The sequence below is a fragment of the Lactiplantibacillus daoliensis genome (genome assembly GCF_005405005.1).
Lineage (GTDB): Bacteria > Bacillota > Bacilli > Lactobacillales > Lactobacillaceae > Lactiplantibacillus > Lactiplantibacillus daoliensis.
On record NZ_BJDH01000001.1, the window covers coordinates 442,839 to 464,398 of the forward strand.

At 44.3% G+C, this 21,560-nt stretch carries 17 protein-coding genes and 5 tRNA genes; 1 reads left to right on the forward strand and 21 read right to left on the reverse strand.

What is annotated here, in order from left to right; translation table 11 throughout:
- Position 1: 1 nt before the first annotated feature.
- The 12 genes from FFM64_RS02160 to FFM64_RS02215 form a co-directional block, all read right to left on the reverse strand.
- A complete protein-coding gene (locus tag FFM64_RS02160) occupies positions 2-808 on the reverse strand; it encodes a PTS mannose/fructose/sorbose transporter subunit IIC (protein WP_137606347.1) in 807 nt (268 codons plus the stop codon).
- Between the two features lie 32 nt (positions 809-840).
- Entirely contained in the window at positions 841-1,818 is a 978-nt protein-coding gene (locus FFM64_RS02165; protein ID WP_137606348.1) for a mannose/fructose/sorbose PTS transporter subunit IIA, read from the reverse strand.
- A 291-nt stretch (positions 1,819-2,109) separates the two neighbouring features.
- Positions 2,110-2,955, reverse strand: coding sequence for a C39 family peptidase (locus tag FFM64_RS02170; protein WP_137606349.1), 846 nt, complete (start codon positions 2,953-2,955; stop codon positions 2,110-2,112).
- 223 nt (positions 2,956-3,178) lie between these two features.
- Positions 3,179-3,263 (reverse strand) — tRNA-Leu (locus FFM64_RS02175).
- A gap of 56 nt (positions 3,264-3,319) precedes the next feature.
- Positions 3,320-4,195: a homoserine kinase gene (gene thrB / locus FFM64_RS02180; protein ID WP_137606350.1), complete on the reverse strand. Its 876-nt coding sequence runs from the start codon at positions 4,193-4,195 to the stop codon at positions 3,320-3,322.
- A gap of 9 nt (positions 4,196-4,204) precedes the next feature.
- Positions 4,205-5,491: a homoserine dehydrogenase gene (locus tag FFM64_RS02185; RefSeq protein WP_137606351.1), complete on the reverse strand. Its 1,287-nt coding sequence runs from the start codon at positions 5,489-5,491 to the stop codon at positions 4,205-4,207.
- A 71-nt stretch (positions 5,492-5,562) separates the two neighbouring features.
- On the reverse strand, positions 5,563-6,009 hold the full coding sequence (locus FFM64_RS02190; RefSeq protein WP_137606352.1) for a SprT family protein: 447 nt from the start codon (positions 6,007-6,009) through the stop codon (positions 5,563-5,565).
- Positions 6,002-8,182: a Tex family protein gene (locus tag FFM64_RS02195; protein WP_137606353.1), complete on the reverse strand. Its 2,181-nt coding sequence runs from the start codon at positions 8,180-8,182 to the stop codon at positions 6,002-6,004. The genes FFM64_RS02190 and FFM64_RS02195 overlap by 8 nt, the downstream gene beginning before the upstream one ends.
- Before the next feature lie 122 nt (positions 8,183-8,304).
- Complete coding sequence (locus tag FFM64_RS02200; RefSeq protein WP_137606354.1) at positions 8,305-8,739, reverse strand: hypothetical protein; 435 nt, start codon at positions 8,737-8,739, stop codon at positions 8,305-8,307.
- Positions 8,740-8,796: 57 nt separating this feature from the next.
- Complete coding sequence (locus FFM64_RS02205; RefSeq protein ID WP_137606355.1) at positions 8,797-11,451, reverse strand: cation-translocating P-type ATPase; 2,655 nt, start codon at positions 11,449-11,451, stop codon at positions 8,797-8,799.
- 383 nt (positions 11,452-11,834) lie between these two features.
- On the reverse strand, positions 11,835-12,662 hold the full coding sequence (nadE, locus tag FFM64_RS02210; protein ID WP_137606356.1) for an ammonia-dependent NAD(+) synthetase: 828 nt from the start codon (positions 12,660-12,662) through the stop codon (positions 11,835-11,837).
- Positions 12,663-12,676: 14 nt separating this feature from the next.
- The gene (locus tag FFM64_RS02215) at positions 12,677-14,146 is read right to left on the reverse strand and encodes a nicotinate phosphoribosyltransferase (RefSeq protein WP_137606357.1); all 1,470 of its coding nucleotides are present in this window, start codon (positions 14,144-14,146) and stop codon (positions 12,677-12,679) included.
- A gap of 158 nt (positions 14,147-14,304) precedes the next feature.
- On the opposite strand from FFM64_RS02215, the gene FFM64_RS02220 reads away from it, so the two are divergent.
- Complete coding sequence (locus tag FFM64_RS02220; protein WP_137606358.1) at positions 14,305-15,042, forward strand: WecB/TagA/CpsF family glycosyltransferase; 738 nt, start codon at positions 14,305-14,307, stop codon at positions 15,040-15,042.
- Positions 15,043-15,100: 58 nt separating this feature from the next.
- Here FFM64_RS02220 and FFM64_RS02225 read toward each other — a convergent pair whose 3' ends face one another.
- The 9 genes from FFM64_RS02225 to FFM64_RS02265 form a co-directional block, all read right to left on the reverse strand.
- The gene (locus FFM64_RS02225; RefSeq protein WP_137606359.1) at positions 15,101-15,802 is read right to left on the reverse strand and encodes a GntR family transcriptional regulator; all 702 of its coding nucleotides are present in this window, start codon (positions 15,800-15,802) and stop codon (positions 15,101-15,103) included.
- 25 nt (positions 15,803-15,827) lie between these two features.
- Positions 15,828-16,964, reverse strand: coding sequence for an N-acetylglucosamine-6-phosphate deacetylase (gene nagA / locus FFM64_RS02230; RefSeq protein WP_137606360.1), 1,137 nt, complete (start codon positions 16,962-16,964; stop codon positions 15,828-15,830).
- A gap of 123 nt (positions 16,965-17,087) precedes the next feature.
- Positions 17,088-17,879, reverse strand: a complete 792-nt coding sequence (proC, locus tag FFM64_RS02235; protein ID WP_137606361.1) for a pyrroline-5-carboxylate reductase — start codon at positions 17,877-17,879, stop codon at positions 17,088-17,090.
- Positions 17,880-18,127: 248 nt separating this feature from the next.
- Positions 18,128-18,199: transfer RNA gene (locus tag FFM64_RS02240), tRNA-Gln, on the reverse strand.
- A gap of 9 nt (positions 18,200-18,208) precedes the next feature.
- Positions 18,209-18,291 (reverse strand) — tRNA-Tyr (locus tag FFM64_RS02245).
- A 68-nt stretch (positions 18,292-18,359) separates the two neighbouring features.
- Entirely contained in the window at positions 18,360-19,193 is an 834-nt protein-coding gene (locus tag FFM64_RS02250; RefSeq protein ID WP_137606388.1) for a metallophosphoesterase, read from the reverse strand.
- A gap of 64 nt (positions 19,194-19,257) precedes the next feature.
- Positions 19,258-20,730 (reverse strand): peptide MFS transporter, encoded by a 1,473-nt coding sequence (locus FFM64_RS02255; protein WP_137606362.1) that lies wholly within the window; start codon positions 20,728-20,730, stop codon positions 19,258-19,260.
- 556 nt (positions 20,731-21,286) lie between these two features.
- A tRNA-Thr gene (locus FFM64_RS02260) sits at positions 21,287-21,359 on the reverse strand.
- A gap of 45 nt (positions 21,360-21,404) precedes the next feature.
- A tRNA-Asn gene (locus FFM64_RS02265) sits at positions 21,405-21,477 on the reverse strand.
- Between the last annotated feature and the right edge of the window lie 83 nt (positions 21,478-21,560).

Consider the following 21,560-nt stretch of genomic DNA (forward strand, 5'->3'; position numbering starts at 1 on the left):
GCTAATACTTGTCGATGATATCGCCGACAGGGTCACCGGTACCAGAACCGCCACCATTACCAGAACCACCCATTTTAGAAAGGTTCAAGTAGATGAGGGCCATAGCAACACCGATACCACCTAAGGCAATAAGTGTCAATTCAGAAATCGCAGCTAAGACGAAACCTAAAACGAAGAATGGCCATACTTCACGAGTAGCCATCATGTTAATAACCATGGCATACCCAACGGCAACGACCATCCCACCACCGATTGACAAACCATCTGTCAACCAAGTAGGCATAGCGTTCAACATAGATTTAACGGGACCAGCACCAACGGCTAAGATCAATGCAGCTGGAATAGCGATACGTAAGCCTTGCATTGCAATGGCAATCATTTGCCACATGTCAATTTTTGCAAAGCTACCTTCTTCAGCAGCACGGTCCATGATATGCACGATCAAGGTTGCAATCGTACGTGCAAGGATGGTAAGTAACAAACCAGCAACAGCCAAAGGTACGGCAATGGCAATGGCTGATGAAACTCCGGCACGGCCTTGGCCACCAAGTACTAAAATAATTGCAGATGCAATAGCTGCTAATGCGGCATCAGGGGCAACAGCGGCACCAACGTTTGACCAGCCTAAAGCGATCATTTGAAGACTACCACCTAAAATAATACATGGGACTAATTGTCCGGTAACTAAGCCGATTAATGCGCAGGCTACAACTGGCTGATGGAAATGGAATTCATCCAAAATACCTTCCATACCAGCTAAAAATGCGACTAACACGACTAAAATCATTTGAATCGCGTTCAAATTCATGATTTAATCCTCCATTTTTCTCCGATAGTTAATTAACTATTCGCTTGTTCTTTCAGCATCTTTTCAGCTTTATCCATAATGTGATCGAGATTATCTTGACCATCAGTTGGAACTTTACGAACATCCATCTTGATGCCCATCTTTTCCAATTCATGGTAAGTGTCGATATCATCTTGGTTAAATGCCAAAACTTTGTTAGGTTGAACTTTACCAACGGAATGTGCCATGGAACCAATGTTCAAGGTATCCAACGGCACGCCACCCTTGATGGCTTTCAAAGCATCTTGTGGTGTTTCGAATAATAACAAGGCTTTTTGACCACCGAAGTGTTTATCATCCTTAGCTAACTTGATCATTTGATCAATTGGGACCACGTGGGCCTTAACACCATTTGGTGCAGCTTGGATAATCATTTGTGTCCGTAAGTTGTCTTTGGCAACGTTATCTGAAACGACGATAATCCGAGTTGGGTTAACCGTCTTGCTCCAGGCTGTTGCAACCTGACCATGTAACAAACGTGAGTCGATCCGTGCAAGCACATATTCGAACTTGCCGGGACGGCCAGCACTTGCACCACTATTAGCAGCCGCTTTAGGGGCTTCCTTAGGTGCTAATGCTTCAGGGCGAACTTTAACCCCATCCTTCGCCGTTTCAATAATGTGAGTGGCGATTTCATGAGCTGAGTCCATTGAGAGCCGTGATGCATAGGCTTCAATTAACATTGGTAAGTTCAAACCGGCAACAATCGCCCATTTGTCCTTATGTGCTTCAAACAAGCCGTTGACTTGGTTGAAAGGTGTGCCACCCCAAAGATCGACTAAGAACAAGACTTGGTCTTGATCGTCGAAAGAAGCAATAGCTTTTTCCAACTTAGCCTTAATGTCGTCAGGGCCTTCGCTAGGCATCAACGTAACGGGTTGAACGTTTTCTTGTTCGCCGAAAATCATTGAACCAGATTGATAGATGCCTTTGGCAAATTCGCCATGACTAGCAATGATAATGCTTACCATCTTTGTACCTCCTATTTTTTTGTTACAGTCATAGGAAATGAATAAATAATGTCTAAATAGCCTGTAACCTAAGTTATTGTGATTCTGTAAGCGCAATCTTTTCGCACTCACTATTATATATGCAAATTCCGTGCCAAAATACACTAAATGCCAATTGCCGGTATTAGTGCTTTTTAATTGATACACTAATTATGATACAGTGGTCACTATTGCAATTTGTGTATCAAATTAGTGTATTTTTTAATGTAATTTTACGAAACAATTGATATTCTTAACCCTTATTTCGTTATCTTAATAACTTAACGCGCGAAACTGGTTACCTTGCCAAGCAATATTAAACGCACCACTCGATAAGTGCGTCGCTTGTCCGGTCCATGGATCATTGAAATAAATACGATCTTCATCAAAACCCGTCACCGTTAAGGCATGGGTGGCAAAGCCGTCAATGTTCGCAACCCACACCACGACTGGATGTCTTCGTAGGATCTGGGCCTTGAGTTGCGTCAAACTAATCCCAGTCAAGTCAACCGCGCTCCCCACATGGCGCTGAACCGTTGAGAGCAGTCCACGCGGATAAATATAGAGGCCATAGCCATATTCCGAATCTGGTTCGCCCACAAATCCTTGATTAGGATCATCGCTCCGAGGCATCTCACTCGCCAGCTGTAGTTTATTAACCTTCGCCCCTGCATATTGCAACATCATATCAACCGCGGTAATTTCGCAACCCGTTGGTAATTCCGGCAGCTGAGAAACTATCGGTACAGCCAAATGATAACTAGTTGGCTTCAAATAACCTTGCCAGATCCAACCACTTTGACCAGCGGCATTTTCAACATAATAATATAGAAGCTTCTGACCACGGCGGGTGATATAGGCTTGCTCCGACCGGGTCCAAATCGTGTCTTGATGCTGTGCCAGTTGTAGGTTCGGCCGTAAACGCACACGTTGTTGTGGTAAGACCGTGATATGATACCCATTGCCATTTTGACTATTGGTCCGAAAAGTCTTGACTTCAGTCGTTCGAATTCCGGTAATGCGATCACTAGTTGCTGCTTTTGCAAGAGTGACCTGGCTTAATCCCAAGCCTAATAACAGACTGAATGTCCCAACTAACCCCCATTGTTTGTTGTGCATATTAACCGCCTCTTTAATTGTTACTCAAGTGACAATTTGATTAGGTTAATTATAATGCTGGTAATTGTTGGGTTGAAGTAAAACTGCTTATAAATAATGTAATAAAAAACAAGTCTAACCACTCTCACCCCATAACGACGTCAGAAAGAACGCCTCTTTTTTTAAGACAAAAAAGCACCACAAACGCCGTTTTAACAACGTTTATAGTGCTTCAACAATTTAGTGCGGCCAAGAAGATTCGAACTTCCATGAGGTTAACCCTCACAAGATCCTTAATCTTGCGCGTCTGCCAATTCCGCCATGGCCGCATCAATAACTCACAAAAACCATTTTAACAAAATGTCGTGAGTCTGACAAGGTCTAATTAAGATTTAGTGACGGTTACACCTTGTGCATCAACTGGTAACAGATGATATTGACCGGTTAAAGCCGGATTTTGTTGTAGCTTTGTTTGTAATTTAAGTAAATCTGCCTGCTTGCCAAGTGTCACAATCGTTGGCCCAGCACCGCTCAAATAAGTTCCTACCAGCCCCATTTCATGAGCCATTTTCCTAATCAGTGCGAGCGCTGGGACCAATTTGGCACGATACTGCTCATGGAACTGGTCTTGTTCTAGCAGAGCTAATGCCAACGACCAGTTTTTCATCGCTAATGCCGCGACCAAGGTATTCCCAATACTACTACCAGCAATGGCTTGCTTGAATGGCAAGGTTGCTGGTAAAGCACTCCGGCTCGCAGAAGTTAACAATTCTTCATTAGGCACATAAACGCTGGCAAACAGGTCTGGTGTGGGCAGTTGAACCGCCTGCACCTTTTGATCGACATAGGTTGCAACCACTAAGCCGCCCAAAATTGCGGGTGCCACATTATCGGGGTGACCCTCTAATTCAGTCGCTTTGAGTAATAGTGCTTGCTTAGAAACTGGTGCAGACGCTAGTTCGTTCGCCATTGCTAACCCAGCAATGATAGCTGTTGAACTGCTACCAAGGCCTCGCGCTAGCGGAATCTTAGAAGTCACTTGAATCCGTTGTGGCGTCAAATCCGGCACTAGGGATAAGGCCGTCTTGACGATCAGGTTGTTGGCATCGTTTGACACTTCCTGTCCAAACGGATGATCGACCTGCCAAGTCTGGCTAGGACCAATGACAGTTAATGTCAGTTGCAAATCTAAAGCCAAACCAATTGAATCGAAGCCTGGCCCCAAATTGGCAGAGGTAGCTGGTACGGAAATTTTTAACATTGATAAGACCTACGCATTCTTCAAAACTTTATAACTCGCCAACAATCGCATGTCAGTTTGACCTGCAATCGCCGTGGTAATTTCAGCCAACTGTTGATCATTCATCGCATGAGTAATGATCACAACTCGGGCATTGCCATCACCCAACTGATTCTGGATAATTCGACTGAACGAAACCTTGGCACCAGTCATGATTTCGGTCAAACGCAGCATCATCCCGGGAACATCTCGCATTTTTAACGCGATAAAATGGGGATATACGACATCTACTGGCGCAGCTAAAACCGTTTCTTGCCGATAAGAATTAAAGGTATTGCCAGTGGTATTCAAGGCGATATTCTTTGCCACCGTGGTAATATCACTCAATACACTATTGGCAGTCGGCAATTCACCGGCACCAGGGCCATAGAACATCGTATCGCCAACCGCAGTCCCAGTAACCATCACCGCGTTATTTTCATTTTGAACTGTTGCCAATGGGTGATGATCTGACACGAGGACGGGGCCGACCGAAACCGCAATGCGATCATCAATTTCTTCTGCAATCCCTAATAGCTTGATCGTGTAACCGAGTTGATGTGCTTCTGCAATATCTTCTGGACTAATATTAGTAATGCCTTGCACCTTAATATGGTCCATCGACAAGCTCATTCCGAAGGCAAATTGGGTCAAGATAATCATCTTGTACGCCGCATCTAACCCTTCAACATCATTAGTGGGATCACTTTCCGCAAAGCCTAAATCCTGTGCAGAGCTCAACGCTTGGTCATAGGACCAATTTTTCGTCAGCATTTGCGTCATGATATAGTTGGTCGTCCCATTGACGATTCCCATCACCCGTTGGATCTTATCCGCCGCAAAACTGTTATCAATCGTCCGTAAAATTGGGATCCCACCCGCAACGCTTGCTTCGTAGAACAAGTCACGGTGATTTTCACGCGCAATCTGGACCAATTCACGACCATATTGGGCGATTAAATCCTTATTGGCCGTCACCACATGCTTACCAGCTTGTAAGGCGCGCGTGATATATTCCTTGGCTGGATGGATTGATCCCATCACTTCAACCATAATCTGAATTTCGGGGTCATCGATCAATGTCTCAATTTGGTCGGTCAAACGAACATCCCCCAGATCAGTCTGTTGATGCTTTTTTAAATTATGGACGACCACACAAGCCAATTCCAGATTACGCCCGGTAATCTCAGAAATTTTGGCTTGATGGGCTTGTAACATTTTGACGACGCCATTCCCGACTGTGCCGAGTCCGACGATCCCAATTTTGATTGTTTCCATCGATTGAAACCTCCTAAATTCTTAATAGTTAGCCTAATTCTATCGAATCACTGCAGGATAAGCAAACCTTTTCAAACCAGTTTGATGTGCCCACGACAACGGCCACAAGTATACCGCGTCGTATCCAGCCGGCGCTTCCGATGATAGATGAGGCCACAACGTTGACACTGATAGATATAACGCGTTTTCACTTGGGTACGCTGCTTGGGTGTCGGCGCATAACGTGACCCGCCAACCTGTACCAATAACTGTTTAAAATCTGCATCACGGTGCCGATAACCACTACCAGACAAATGTAAATGATAATGACAGAGTTCATGCTTGATAACCCCAATTAACGTCTGTTCATCAAAATCCGTTAACATCTTCGGATTGATGTCAATATTATGACTTTCTAACTGGTAACGACCACCCGTCGTGCGTAACCGTGCATTGAAATAAGCCCGGTGACAAAAAGGTTGATGGAAGTCATTGCTTGAGATTTGCATGACTAGTTGTTGCAATTGGCCATCAGTCATGTGCCGTCACTTTCGGTTCAATCATGGTTAAAGCGATGCGCTGACGTTGCTCGTCCACTTCCTCGACCCAAACCGTCACGATATCCCCGACGGCAACTGCCTGACGTGGATCTTTTAGGAACTTATCAGTTAATTTTGAAATATGAACCAACCCGTCTTGTTTCACACCAATATCTACAAAGGCACCGAAGTCCACAACGTTGCGCACCGTGCCTTGTAACTGCATCCCGGGAGTTAGGTCGCTCATCTTCAACACATCTTGGCGTAATAGCGGTGCTGGCATCGTGTCACGAACGTCACGACCCGGCTTTTGCAGACTGCTGATGATATCTTTCAAAGTCAACTCACCGACTTCAGTTTCAACAGCCAATTTCGTTAAATTAAGTTGGGATAATTTTTGCGCTTTCGCGGTACCAACATCCGTGGTTGCCAAACTAGCGGCTTTGAGTAAGGCTTTCGCAGCCGGATAACTCTCGGGATGAATATCCGTATTATCAAGAATTGTCTTCCCCGCAACGATCCGCAAGAACCCCACCGCTTGTTCATAGGCTTTCGGTCCTAAACGTGGTACCTTTTTCAATTGTGGCCGACTACTAAATTCACCATTTTCATCTCGATAAGCAACCACATTTTGCGCGATTGTCTTCGATAATCCTGAAATATGTGTCAGCAGTTCTGGACTAGCCGTATTCAAATTCACCCCGACCTGGTTAACCGCCGTTTCGATCACAACATCCAACTGCGCAGTTAAAGCTTTTTGTGGCACGTCATGCTGATACTGACCAACGCCAACCGATTGGGGATCAATTTTAATCAATTCAGCTAATGGATCTTGTAACCGCCGACCAATACTGATAGCACTACGTTGTTCCACGTGCAGCCCTGGAAATTCCGCTCGAGCATTATCGCTGGCAGAATAAACCGAGGCGCCTGCTTCATTCACGATGACGTAATAAACTGGCCGCGTCAACGTCTTCAAAATGTTGGCGACAAATTCTTCGGACTCACGCGAAGCGGTCCCATTCCCAATCGCAATCATTTCAACTTGATACTTTTCCAAAAAGGCCTTGAACTCACCGGCCGCAGCGGCACGTTTCTCGGCATTGGCTGGTTTATGTGGATAAATGACCAATTTGTCCAAAAACTTTCCATTGGCATCCATCACCGCGAGCTTACAGCCCGTTCGATAAGCTGGGTCAAAGCCTAGTACGACACGGCCCTTCAATGGCGCTTGCATCAATAAATGATACAGATTATCACCAAACACCTTGATGGCTTGTTCATCCGCCGCATCCGACAATTCATTGCGTAGTTCTCGCTCGATTGCTGGGCCAATAAATCGTTTGTAAGCATCTTGATAGGCCGCTTCAATCAACGGTACAGCTGGTCCTTGATGTTGGCCGATAAACCGGAAATGACAATACCGTTCAATCCCAGTTTGATCAATTTGGATGCTGGCACGCAAAATCTTCTCTTTTTCGCCACGATTAATCGCGAGCACTCGATAGGGCACTAACTGCTTAATTGGACTGGTGAAATCATAATATTGTTGATAAACACCCTGTTCATCCAATGCTTTGGCCTTGGGTTTAACCTTAACCACTAGCTCGCCATGATTGCGTGTCTCATTACGAACCCAATTTCGCAGCTGCGCATTGTCACCAAAGGCTTCTGCCAATATCTCATGCGCACCAGCCAATGCCGCAGTCGCATCCGAGATCTCTTTTTCAGAATTAATAAATTGTTGCGCCCGTTGCGCTGGCGATGACTTTGGAAAACTGAGTAACCAAGCCGCTAACGGTTCCAAACCGGCTTCCTTGGCAATCGTCGCCTTAGTCCGCCGTTTTTGTTTGTATGGCAAATACAAGTCTTCAACGTCCTGTAACTTGTCCGCCGTTTCAATCGCCTTTTTCAAAGCCGGCGTTAATTGCTGTTGCTCCGCGATAAGTTTGATAACATCCGCTTTACGGCCTTCTAAACTAGCCAGGCGATCATAGTTTTCTTTAATATCACGAATTTCAACTTCGTCTAAATCACCGGTTCGTTCCTTCCGGTAACGCGCAATAAAGGGCACCGTGTTGCCCTCATCCATCATGTTCAAAACCGCTTTAATCTGTTGTGGCTTAAAATTAGTCAGTGTTTGTTGCACGAGTTTTAAAATTTCATTATCCATTTTTTCACCCAATCTTTAGCTTGCTTAATACTATTATTATACGCGTTTAACCCCGATTTTTCGTGAAATTAAAAGACCAATCACTGAAAAAGCTCAGTCATTGGTCTTTAATTTAATGACAGTTACATCACCATGTTCATAATACGTTGCACGTCATTGGAAACGCGTTCCATTTCGGTCTCTTGCACTTTTTCGGCGGCATTAAAAGCGTCAACATCAACGGTTTGATCCGCAACATTCAAGCTAGCAGTCATGGCAGCACACCCATTAGTATAGGATTCGTAAGCGGCTAACAAGTTACGATGCCGACCAATCAATCGTGCTGGCACGTTAGCCTTTTTAAGCAGTTGCACATTCTGTTGATATTGTTCAGTCCCATCGGTAAATTCCATCTGAATATCATTGAATTCAGCTGGAACCATTTTAGCAACCGCATCGTCGTCAATCGCTTTACGCAATTTTTCAAATGAAGGATTGAGTTCTTCACCCATCTTTTCAGTGCTTTCGATCACTTTTGATAAAACTGGCATATAAGTTGCCATCGTTGCTTTTTTCATTATGATAAGCTCTTTTCTTAGATTAAGTTATCCCTTATTTTACCCTATTCACTGAGATTATGCTTGCCGTAAATGACGGCGTTGGAAGAACTTAACAATTTCAACGACCACGATCATCGCAAGTGAGGCGGCGAAGACGATTCCCCATTGGTAAGCATCCAAATGAGTGACGTGGAACAAGCTATTAAAGCCTGGCACCATAATCGTCATCGCTAAGAGGGCAAACGCGATTAAAATGGCCCAGTTGAAAAATTTATTACGGAATAACCCGACCGTAAACAGCGAACCGTGAATCGACTTTGAGTTGAACGCATGGAACAACTGGATTAAGCCTAAGGTCGCAAAGGCCATGGTCAACGCATCCGCATGTGCTAAGCTGGCGCTGGCATGGACTGGATAGGTAATTGCCAACCAGTAAACCAGCAAGGTAATGCCACCTTCAAGCAGCCCCTGATAAATGATACTTGAGAACACACCGCCCGAGAAGAAATTAGAATTTCGACCACGCGGCTTATTCGCCATAATGTTCTTTTCCGTTGGTTCTACACCTAACGCAATCGCTGGCAACGTATCAGTCACTAAGTTGATCCATAAGATGTGGACCGGTGCCAAAATTTGCCAACCAAGCATGGTCATCATGAATAAGGTTAAAACTTCCCCTAAGTTAGCAGAAAGCAAGTATTGGATGGCCTTTTGAATGTTCGCAAAGACCTTCCGTCCTTCTTCAACCGCCACAACGATCGTCGCAAAGTTATCATCAGCAAGGACCATATCGCTGGCCCCTTTAGAGACTTCAGTCCCGGTGATTCCCATCCCAATCCCAATATCGGCAGCCTTCAAAGCTGGAGCATCGTTGACACCATCACCGGTCATCGCGACCACTTTGCCACGCTTTTGCCAAGCATTGACGATTCGAACCTTGTGTTCAGGTGCCACTCGTGCATAAACCGAGTAATCACTGACTTTTTTGTCAAAATCTGCGTCACTCATGTCATCCAGTTCAGCCCCAGTAATAACAGCGGCGTCATCGCCTTCATCAATGATGCCTAACCGCACCGCAATGGCTTCGGCGGTATCTCGATGGTCACCGGTAATCATTAATGGCCGAATACCGGCAGATTTAGCTTCAACCACGGCTTGCGCCACTTCTGGGCGTTCAGGGTCAATCATACCAACCATACCGGCAAAGATTAAGTCATTTTCCAGGGTCTCAGAGTTGACCGTTGTTGGAATGACATCAATAATTTTGTAAGCAAACGCCAAGACCCGTAACGCTTGTGTTGCTAAGTCATGGTTTGTTGCTAAAATTTGGTCACGCAATGGTTTCGTAAACGGCGTCACTTCGCCATTAATTTCAACGGCTGTGAGTCGCTTGAGCAATTCATCGGGTGCCCCTTTGACCGCCACCAAAAATTTACCGTTATCAAGCGGATGGACAGTTGACATTAATTTTCGTTCAGAGTCAAACGGTACTTCGCTGACTCGCGGCCGATCAGTTAATAATTGATCGACTGGGTAGTCTTGATCTAAATTGTACTGGACTAACGCCGTTTCGGTTGGATCACCGGCTAAGCCGTCCGCCATAATTTTCGTGTCATTGCTCAAGATCATGACCTGGGCTAAGTGGCTGTCCGTTGGCAAATGGGTCGGTCGTGCGTCAACTAATTCTTGATTCACGTACAACTTTTCAACCGTCATTTTATTTTGGGTTAACGTCCCAGTCTTATCTGAAGCGATAATGTCGGTGCTCCCCAGAGTTTCAACGGCTGGCAACTTCCGTACTAAGGCGTGCCGCTTTGCCATCCGTTGCGTTCCTAAAGCTAACGTAATCGTAACAATGGCCGGTAGTCCTTCTGGAATAGCTGCAACCGCTAAAGAAATCGCCGTCAGCAACATGTTGATCAGACTCTCGCTACCACGAAGCATCCCAATTCCAAAGACCACCGCAGCGATAACTAAAATAAGAATCGTCAACGATTTTCCAAGTTGCGTTAAGTTGGCTTGTAGTGGCGTCGTTGTTTCATCGGCAGCTTCAATCATGCCAGCAATTCGGCCAACTTCGGTCTGCATCCCAGTCGCAACGACCATCCCAGTCGCGCGGCCGTAAGTCACGTTGCTGTTCATATAAGCCATGTTTAATCGGTCACCAATCGCTAAATCATCAGCGGTCAATGTTTCAGCTTGTTTTTCGACTGGGACAGATTCACCGGTCAATGCGGATTCTTCAACTTTTAACGACGCACTTTCAATCAAACGTAAGTCAGCCGGAACAATATCGCCAGCTTCCAAAGTGACAATATCGCCAGGAACTAATTCATCACTCTTGACCGTTTTAAACTCGCCGTCACGTAAAACGGTCGCATCCGGCGCGGCCATCTCTTTTAAAGCATTAATGGCTTCTTCTGCCTTGGATTCCTGGAACACCCCAAAGACCGCATTCAGTACGACGACTAAGAGAATAATAACAGCGTCCACCACTTCACCGGTAAAGGCCGCAATTAGGGCCGCCACCAATAAAACGATGATCATGAAATCCTTAAACTGTGCGAAGAACTTCTGTAGCATCGATGTTGTCTTTTGCTGATTCAAGGCGTTGTGGCCGTATTGTTCCAAGCGCTGACTCGCTTCGCTCTGTTGCAGGCCCCGTTCGTCAGCCTTGAGCTCCTGATAGATTGTCTCTAACGGTTGTTGGTACTTAGGTTGTTTTGACATGTGTGTCTCCTCCTCGCATCCGAGCCTCATTTTCTAAATGGTCCAGATATAGAAAATGAGACCCATGTATGCACGTGTAGTTGTGACATACATAAGTCTCACTATTTAAGACAATACCGGATTGGCTTCTTGTTGACGATATTGCCGCAGTTACACTGCTAGTTACTCCCTTATGATTGTATGGTTAATATAACAGATTCCCTGCGGACTGTCTACTGATACGATTTTTTTGACTGCGTGTCTAATTCCGTTCCGAGCGAGCTGGCCGTGGCTGGAACGTGGTGGGCACACGTTCCAGCCTCAGTCAGTCAAGCCGGAGGGACAATTTTAGCCAACTTCAACAAAAAACGCCAACCACTTTTCAGCAGTCAGCGATAAGCAATTTATTTCCAAAAATCGTCAAACACATTAATGGCGGCATGCCGTTTGTGGGCCGTCTTCAAATACCAAGCTTCAATCTTCTCAGCTGCGGCAACAGCAACGTCTTTGCCTTCCAGATAGTCATCGATGTCATCATAATGCACACCTAAGGCAACTTCATCTGGTAAGGCTGGCCGATCATCTTCCAAATCAGCCGTTGGCACCTTTTTGTAAAGATGTTCTGGCGCTTGTAAGACTTCCAGCATGGCGCGGCCTTGACGCTTGTCTAAACGATACAATGGCACAATATCAGCACCACCGTCACCGTACTTCGTATAGAAGCCAGTCACAGCTTCTGCGGCATGGTCCGTGCCAACAACGGCACCATGGCGTTCGCCGGCGATCCCGTATTGCACAATCATCCGTTGACGTGCCTTGATATTGCCTTTGTTAAAATCATGAATCGTTAAATCAGTGGCTTCCAAAGCAGCAACCATCGCATCCGTTGCGGGCTGGATATCCACACGATCAATGACATCTGCTTGCATGAATTTGATCGCATCCATGGCATCAGATTCATCGGCTTGATCACCATAGGGTAAGCGGACTGCAATAAACTGATAATCCTGATCACCAGTTTCTTCTCGCATTTCCGTAATGGCCATTTGAGTCATTTTACCGGCTAACGTCGAGTCTTGGCCACCCGAAATACCTAGGACATACGTCTTCAAGAATGAATTCTTCTTTAAGTATGCCTTTAAGAAATCCACACTACGTCGAATTTCAGTTTCTGGATCAATTTTGGGACTCACATGTAAGGCGTTAATAATTTCAGTTTGTAATGGCCGCATCGGTAAAGGTCCTCCTAATAATCTTTTTTGCTTACCCAGTCACGGACCGAGTGGATAATATTCATTTTGTGATCATATAATTTCTGTGATAAATCAACTGGGTAATCTTGTGGATTCAAGTCTCGCTTATATTCATCCCAGAGTGAATCCAAACTATCGTACGCGTACTGTTTGATTTCTTTCAACGCGGGCAGCTCATAAACTTGCTTACCTTGATCATAAATCGTCACTAATACTGGCCGCGCATCAAAATCGCTGACTGTTTTGTTAATGTACGTATAGCTTGGATGGAACATGTAAATAGATTCTTCGTTGCGTGGATCTTCGTCATACAGGGTCACATAATCCCCTTCAGATTTGCCATCGGCACGCTTCGTAATTCGCCAAACTTGTTTACGCCCTGGCGTTGAAACCTTTTCGGCGTTGTTCGACAACTTGATCGTATCGACCATCTTACCATTATCATCCTCGATGGAAACCATTTTATAAACGGCCCCCAAAGCTGGTTGATCAAATGCGGTGATTAGCTTGGTCCCAACACCCCAAACACTGATCTTGGCACCTTGCATCTTCAAGTTTTGAATTGTCTTCTCGTCTAAGTCGTTGGAAGCATAAACTTTAGCATCTGGGAACCCAGCTTCGTCTAATTGTTCACGCACTCGCTTCGACAAGTAAGCCATATCGCCACTATCGATCCGAACCCCTTGGAAATTAATCTTGTCGCCCATTTCCTTAGCAACCTTAATGGCAGAAGGCACCCCACTCCGCAACGTATCATACGTGTCCACTAAAAAGACACAATCGTGATGCGTTTCAGCGTAGGCTTTAAACGCGGCATAATCATTCCGATAGGTTTGAACTAACGCATGCGCGTGTGTCCCACTGATTGGAATGCCAAAAATCTTACCGGCACGGACATTACTGGTGGCATCAAAGCCACCAATATAAGCGGCCCGCGTCCCCCAAATGGCCGCATCCATTTCTTGTGCACGCCGGGTACCGAATTCTAGTAAGCCATCTTCTTCACCGACAACTGACTTGATTCGGGCTGCCTTGGTCGCAATCAATGTTTGATAGTTGATAATGTTTAACAAAGCCGTTTCAATGAGCTGACAAGTAGCCAATGACCCTTCAACCTGCATCAAAGGTTCGTTGTTAAAAACGAGATCCCCTTCGCGCGCAGAACGAATCGTGGCATCAAACTTGAAATTCTTTAAATAATCTAAAAACCCTTCTGGATAATCTTCAGCTTCACGTAAATACGCAATATCCGTCTCCGTAAAGTGAAGATTATTGATATAATTAACTACTCGCTCAAGACCAGCAAAAATCGCATAGCCATTTTGGAACGGCATCTTCCGAAAGAAGACTTCGAACACCGCGTGTCGATTGTGAATTCCCTGTTCCCAATAAGTTTGCATCATGTTGATCTGATAAGCATCCGTATGCAAGGTTAAACTATCATCCGGATAGATTTGAGTCATGAGTTTAATTCTCCATTTCATAGGTTGTTAACGACATTGTATTTAGTTAAACCTATTCTATCATTTTTTGTAAAACTAATGAATGTAAGCACCTGAAAAAGTTGCAGAAATTTCTGAAATATCTATACTTTAATTAATTGTTGAAAGTGAGGCCGCTTATGTCTGTACCATTTGATACCGTTTCGATTTTAGAAGTTCCGTTTATAAAGACGACTAACCAGGCTTTTGTTGCCCAACTTGAGCAAGAGATCCTAGCTCATCAAAACCGGTTTGTCGTTACCGCGAATCCTGAGATTTTAATGTACGCCCGTGAACATCCCGAGTATCAACAAGTTCTCCGGCAGGCAGACTATATTACCCCAGACGGTATTGGCGTGATTCAAGGGGCACAGATTCTGGGCACACCACTTCCAGAACGGATTACCGGTTATGATACTTTACAGGAATTGTTAAAATGGGGCGCCCAGCAGCACCAGCGCGTTTTCCTGCTTGGGGCTAAGCCCACTGTCCTGAAACAAGTCGTGGCAAACTTAAAATCATCAGTCCCCGACCTCGTTATCGTCGGGGCTTTAGATGGCTACTACGACGATGAAGCCGCCGTTGTCGACCAAATCGTGGCCGCCAATCCGGACATGATCTTCATTGCGACCGGTTTCCCCAAACAGGAATTCTTTATCGCCAAATATCGTCATCGTGTTGATGGCCTATGGATGGGCGTCGGCGGTAGTTTCGACGTCCTTGCCGGAACCGTCAAACGAGCCCCAAAATTTTGGCAAAAGCACCATATCGAATGGCTATATCGTTTGATTCAAGAACCTAGTCGTTTCAAACGAATGCTCGTCCTGCCACGGTACCTGCGCTTAGTCAAAAAGATTGCAAAACAATCAAATAAATAAACGAAAAACGATCCATCAGTTTTTTAAACTGGTGAATCGTTTTTTTGAACAGACAAACTTATTTTTCTAAATAAAACTCAAATCGATTACCCACATACTGTGTCCGCACATATTCGAACGGATCACCAGTTTGCAAATAAGAAATCTGACGCAAGCGTAACAAGGCGTCACCGCGACGAACAGATAAATATTCTGCAATCCGCTCTGAAGCAGACATCGCTGATACCGTTTGTTGCGCCTTACCAGGGACAAAGCCCGCTTTTTCTTCCAAAGTTCGATAAAGTGAACTCGTCACTTCATCCTTTGTAAATTGCTTAACCAAACGTTCTGGGACGGTTGCAACCTCAAAACAAATCGGCACATCATCGCCGTAGCGAATCCGTTCCATTCGTAGCACTTGCTCATTAGGTTGTAACGCTAGCTTTTCACTTTCAGAAAGAGATGGGCTGGTCACATGATAAGAAATCGTTTTACTAGAAGGAACTTTTCCCTGAGCCAGCATTAAATCAGTAAAACTGGTGACCCCAGACATCTTTTCCTGCACTTTTTGATTTGCAACAAAAGTACCAGCGCCCACTCGCCGTTCAAGTATTCCTTCATCAACCAAGGTTTGAATCGCTTGGCGTAACGTCATCCGACTCACATCAAATTGACCAGCAAGTTCGCGTTCAGATGGAATACGATCACCAACTGCCCAACGACCGGCTTCAATGGCTTGTTTGATTTGGTTATGAATTTGAATATAAATTGGCGAACTCATGGATCTCATCCCTGTCTTCTATTATTTATTTAACTGCTTTTTTACCGTAACTGTAAGTTGCAACTAAGTCTTGGTTGGCATCCAAAACGTTGATGTCAGCATCCTTGCCAGCTTCCAAAGTTCCTTTAGAGGTTAACTTAAATTCCTTAGCTTGGTTGACTGACGACATCTTGACTGCTTCAAAGATGCCACAACCAGTGAATTTTTGAACGTTCTTAAAGGCGTTGATATAAGTCAAAACGGAACCAGCTAAGTTACCAGCTTCCAAGCGTGCTTGACCATCTTTAACGATGACCTTTTGCCCACCTAATTCACTAATACCATCAGGTTCGCCCTTGGCACGCATTGAGTCAGTAACTAATTCAATCCGGTCGGCACCTTTTTGTTCATAAGCTAATTTAATCATATCTGGGACAATGTGGAAGCCGTCGCAGATTAATTCACAATACATGTTATTTTCAAGCATGGCGTGACCAGTAACCCCTGGTTCACGGTGCTTGAATTCACGCTGCGCATTGTATAAATGGGTCACGTGGGTTGCTTTACTTGCTAACAATTGTTCACGAGTCGCATTACTGTGACCCACTGAAGGCACGATGCCATTTTCCAGACAGTACTTTTCAAATTCACGCGAACCAGGATCTTCTGGGGCATACGTAATTAACTTAACACGACCGCCAGATAACTTGTTCCAGTTATCAAGTAAGTCGACATTAGGATTCTTAATATACTTTTCTGGTTGAGCACCCTTGAAAGTGGCTGAAATGAATGGTCCTTCCAAATGAACCCCTTGAATCACAGGATTTTCTTGAGCGGCTTTGTTGATACCGGCCATCGAATGATCCAGATTTTCGTTAGATTGGGTCATCGTTGTACAGAAGTATGACGTAATCCCTTCACGTGCAACCATATCGTTGACCATTTCATTAATTTCTGCTGGATTACCATCCATTGAATCAAAACTATAACCACCATGGCTATGCACATCGATGAAACCAGGTACAATTGTCTTGCCGCTGACAAACTCAATATCATCGTCAGGTTGGGCAACATACTCGTCCATTGGCCCGACCGCTTCAATTTCCTTACCGAAACGAATGTAGCCGTCATCAATCTTTTCTAGACCAGTATAAATGATGGCATGTTTTAAAACTTTGCTCATGAACAATTCCTCCTTGGATTTACTGGTTCCATTATAATCGGTATAGACCAAATATGCAACCTCAAAGAGTACCAGCAGTGCCAGAGCTATTAAGCTTGTTTCATCCAGTGCATCAAAACCAACCTATTCTCCGAGTTCCTTAGCAATCGTCGCATCAATTCCTTTAACCACCGATGTCATGAAGCCCGCTTCTTCCATGGCTAACAAGCCTGCCACTGTCGTACCACCTGGTGAAGAAACTTGATCAATTAAGTCGAAAGGAATTTTGTCTGAAGCTAGGACCATCTTGGCACTTCCAAGCGTTGCCTGTGCCGCAATCTTAGTGGCAGTGGCCTTGTCCAGTCCATGTTTCACACCTGCGCGTGCCATCGCATCAATGAAAAAGTAAACGTAAGCCGGCGAACTACCAGCTAATGCTGAAAACGTACTAAAGTGTTTTTCTGAAATTTCACTAGTTTCACCAATGGCATCAAATAATTTTTGACCGGCGGCATATTGATCAGCAGTCAAACTTTGATTGCCAACCAACGCCGTCATGCCTTCGCCAATCGCAACATTGACGTTCGGCATAATTCGCAAAATTGGTAATTTGCCGACTGCGGCCTCATAATCGGCTAATTCAATTCCAGAAACCATCGTGATCACCCATTTACCAGCTGTAATAGCTGGTTTAACGGCTTTGAGTACCTTTAATGTAATATCAGGCTTCACTGCCAATACAATGACGTCAGCCGCTTCAGCAACGGCTAAATTAGAGGCCATTGCATGCAACCCATTAGCCTTGGCGTACGGTTCGTAGCTGGCCGTGTGAGCGCTGTGAATATATAACTCATCTGGTTTGACGGCCTTAGTCTTGAGCCAACCATCAATAATCGCGCGGCCCATGTTGCCGGCACCGATAAATCCAATTTTCATTTATAATTCGCTCCTTAAGTTAACCAATTAGTCATAATAAATTTTATCGTACAAATATCAGTTTGTTTTGTAAAGCTTACACGCTCATAATTCTCAATTAGTCTTACTATACCAATAGAACGACAACTTGATAAGCAAAACACTTTAAAATAGTTAGACAAATACGTTCAAAACCAGCATATTAATATAAATTCATAAATTGCGTATGAAGGCACAAAAAAACAGCCACCTAAGTGACTGTTTGGTAGTTGGGCTAGCTGGGTTCGAACCAGCGCATGACAGGATCAAAACCTGTTGCCTTACCACTTGGCTATAGCCCAATGATAAAATGGAGGGGAGTGGATTCGAACCACCGAACCCGAAGGAGCGGATTTACAGTCCGCCGCGTTTAGCCAGACTTCGCTACCCCTCCGTGAATCATTCAACTATATTAGAATACAAAACTTTGAATAAAAAATCAAGCCATTTTGCAAAGTTTTTTTATTTTTCAGCTAAATCTAATATTTTCAAATCATGTTGCCATTCTGACATGAAAGTTGTCTCTTGCCATTCGTTTAAACGAGGTCGCCCATAACCGACTGCTTGATCATAATAAACCGTCTGATTAAACTGGTGGGGCTGTGGATGCACGTGTAGGTGTCCAAACAAGACGTGCGAAACTTGATACTGTTCAACCATGTCACCTAAGCGAGCCGTCCCCATCAAAGCATTTGCCATGTTCCAGAACCGGTTATCATCTGTAAACCGTAAATAGTCAACCTTCGGCACAAAATGCGTCATTAAAATGACCTGTTTGTGCGCCACCTGTGCCAAACTGAGTTGCGCTTTCAACTGTGTCAACATCAGCTCTGCACGCTCCGGATCACTCATTGGTTGCTTAATGGCCCGATCGATCCAAAACGCCCGTTTCCATTGCTGAAAATCCGCCAGTGTCGTCCCTGGTACCTGAGAAGCAAAACGATAGTCATACCAACCATTATGTCCAATCAGCCGCCACTGACTATTAGGAAGATCAACATATTGATTATGTAGATAGCCTGCAAATTGACCTGTTTCCAGCTCATCAAACGAGATACCGTGAACCATGTCGTGATTGCCTGCAATCCAATAAACCTGTGTCTGCGAACCTAATAATGCCTGTAAATCGACTACGTATTGCTGACTTCGTTGAAAATCATTAAATAAATCGCCAGCAATCAAATAAACTTGCACCCCATTCGCCAATAAATAGTCAGCTTGCGCACGCATTGTCGGCTGAACCTCAACTTTATTCACATCAAAATGGTTATCACTCGTAAAAGCCACCCGAATCACGTCCGTCACCCCAATAAAAAAGATATGCTATCTTTAAGATAACATACCTTTCTTTAAATAGGTTTTATCGAATTCCTTGCATTGACTTTTTGATCATTGGCACCATCATAAAGAGAATAATCCCTAAGACGACACTGACAATCCCAATCGTGGCAAAGTATGGTACTTCGGTCTCTGATGAATAGAAACGCACAATCTGTGCATTTAGTGCACTCCCAGCCGCATCGGTCAGAAACCACATACTCATCATTTGAGAAGCAAATGCCTTTGGAGCTAATTTAGTCGTGACTGATAAGCCAATTGGTGAAATTAACATTTCAGCAATTTCTACGACAGCCCAACTACCAACGAGCCATAATGGACTAACCTTACCACTAGTTCCAAAGAAGAACCCTGGCATCGCCATGATCAAGTATGAGACCCCGGCAAAGACTAACCCAACTGCAAACTTGGCAGGTGAACTAGGCTGCTTTTTGCCCCACTTCGTCCATAGCAATACGAATGGTGTGGTATAAAGCATAATAAATAGTGGATTTAAGATTTGGAAGTCAGAAGCTGCTAAGTGCCAGCCTAAGAGATTCAAACTAGTCCGATCTGCCGCAAATAATGCTAAGACAGCAGAACCTTGTTCTTCAATTGCCCAGAACAGTGCAGCGGCGATAAATAGTGGAATATAAGCCCGCACACGTGACCGTTCCTTGGCATTCGTTTTTTCAGAGGTTAGCATCAACGTAAAGTAAACCACTGGTGTCAAAATAACCAGCACACTAATCAAGGTAATAATATTGTTGAGATTCAAAGCGTTCATCAATTGCATTAGGAGTAAAACTAAACCCAATCCAACGATACCAATCAGGGTTCGGCGAATGACTTTGCTCAAATCACCGGGTTCTAACGGATCAGTTGGATATAGACTAGCAGTACTTAAATTCTTCTTACCATCAAAATAATATTGTAGTAAACCGAAGAACATCCCAATGGCAGCCAATGAGAAACCAAGGTGGAAGTTCACTCCCAACCCAATCCGGCCAACCAAGATAGGTGCGACCAATGAGCCCAAGTTAATCCCAAACACAAAGATACTGAAACCAGCATCACGCCGTGTATCTTCGGCCGTGTATAATTGACCGACCATATCAGAAACGTTAGGCTTTAATAAACCAGTCCCAATCACGATCAAGGCAATGGAGATAAACAAGGTGCTAACGCCAGCCGGAATCGACAAGACAATGTGGCCCAACATAATGAGGACCCCACCAATAAAGACAGTCTTCCGACTACCCCAGACCCGGTCTGACAAAAATCCACCCAAGACACTGGAAACATAAACTAATGCTGAGTAGATTGACATAATCGATGCAGCGGTTCCTTGATCAAAACCAAGGCCACCCTTAGCAACACTGTAGTACATATAGAAGATTAACAGCGCGCGCATCCCATAGTAACTGAATCGTTCCCACATTTCTGTGAAGAACAACGTCCGCAAGCCACGGGGTTGGCCAAAGAACGACCGATCCAGTTTTTGCTCTTTATCCAATTAAATTTCCTCCAAACTTCATTAAGCAGATCGAACTTCGTTTAAAAGTAACAAATTCTGTTTCTTAATTAAACATAATAACTATTATACTAGCCTTAATCTTATTCAACAATGGATTTAATCGACTTCTAATTTTATCCACATTAATGAAAAGCATTCTCATAATAACTATGTAAATCTAAAGCCTGTTAAATCACTAAAATCAGCTATATTCAAGGATTAAGTGTCTAAGTATAAAACATTTCATAACATAGATTTCTAATTTTATACTTTCATTCACAGACCGTGATCACTTCAAAAACAGCCTAATTATTGTCAAAAATCTAATTAAACAAATTCAGTTTTCAATCATTAGATCAGTTTTAAGTGTTGATGCCTTCAGATTTATCACGTTCAATCGTTTATTGGATTGCAATTTTAAGGTACACCAGTACGACCAATCTAGCTTTGCATTACAACCGATTGTGTAACAAAAAAGCGTTCAGATTTTAGCCTGAACGCTACTCAACAGTCGAATTGAATTAAAAAAGACGAGAACCACGTCCCGTCTCACAAGTGCCGGCTACCAGAGTCGAACTGATGACCCTCGGTTTACGATACCGATGCTCTACCAACTGAGCTAAGCCGGCATGATATAAAAAAGATGTCAACACCGTGGGGGCTAACATCTGTCACTCCGACAGGCGGGCTCGAACCGTCGACATCTTGATTAACAGTCAAGCGCTCTACCAACTGAGCTATGTCGGAATATTCGCATGGCAACGTCCTACCCTCGCAGGGAGCGATCCCCCAACTACTCTCGGCGCTAAGAAGCTTAACTTCTGTGTTCG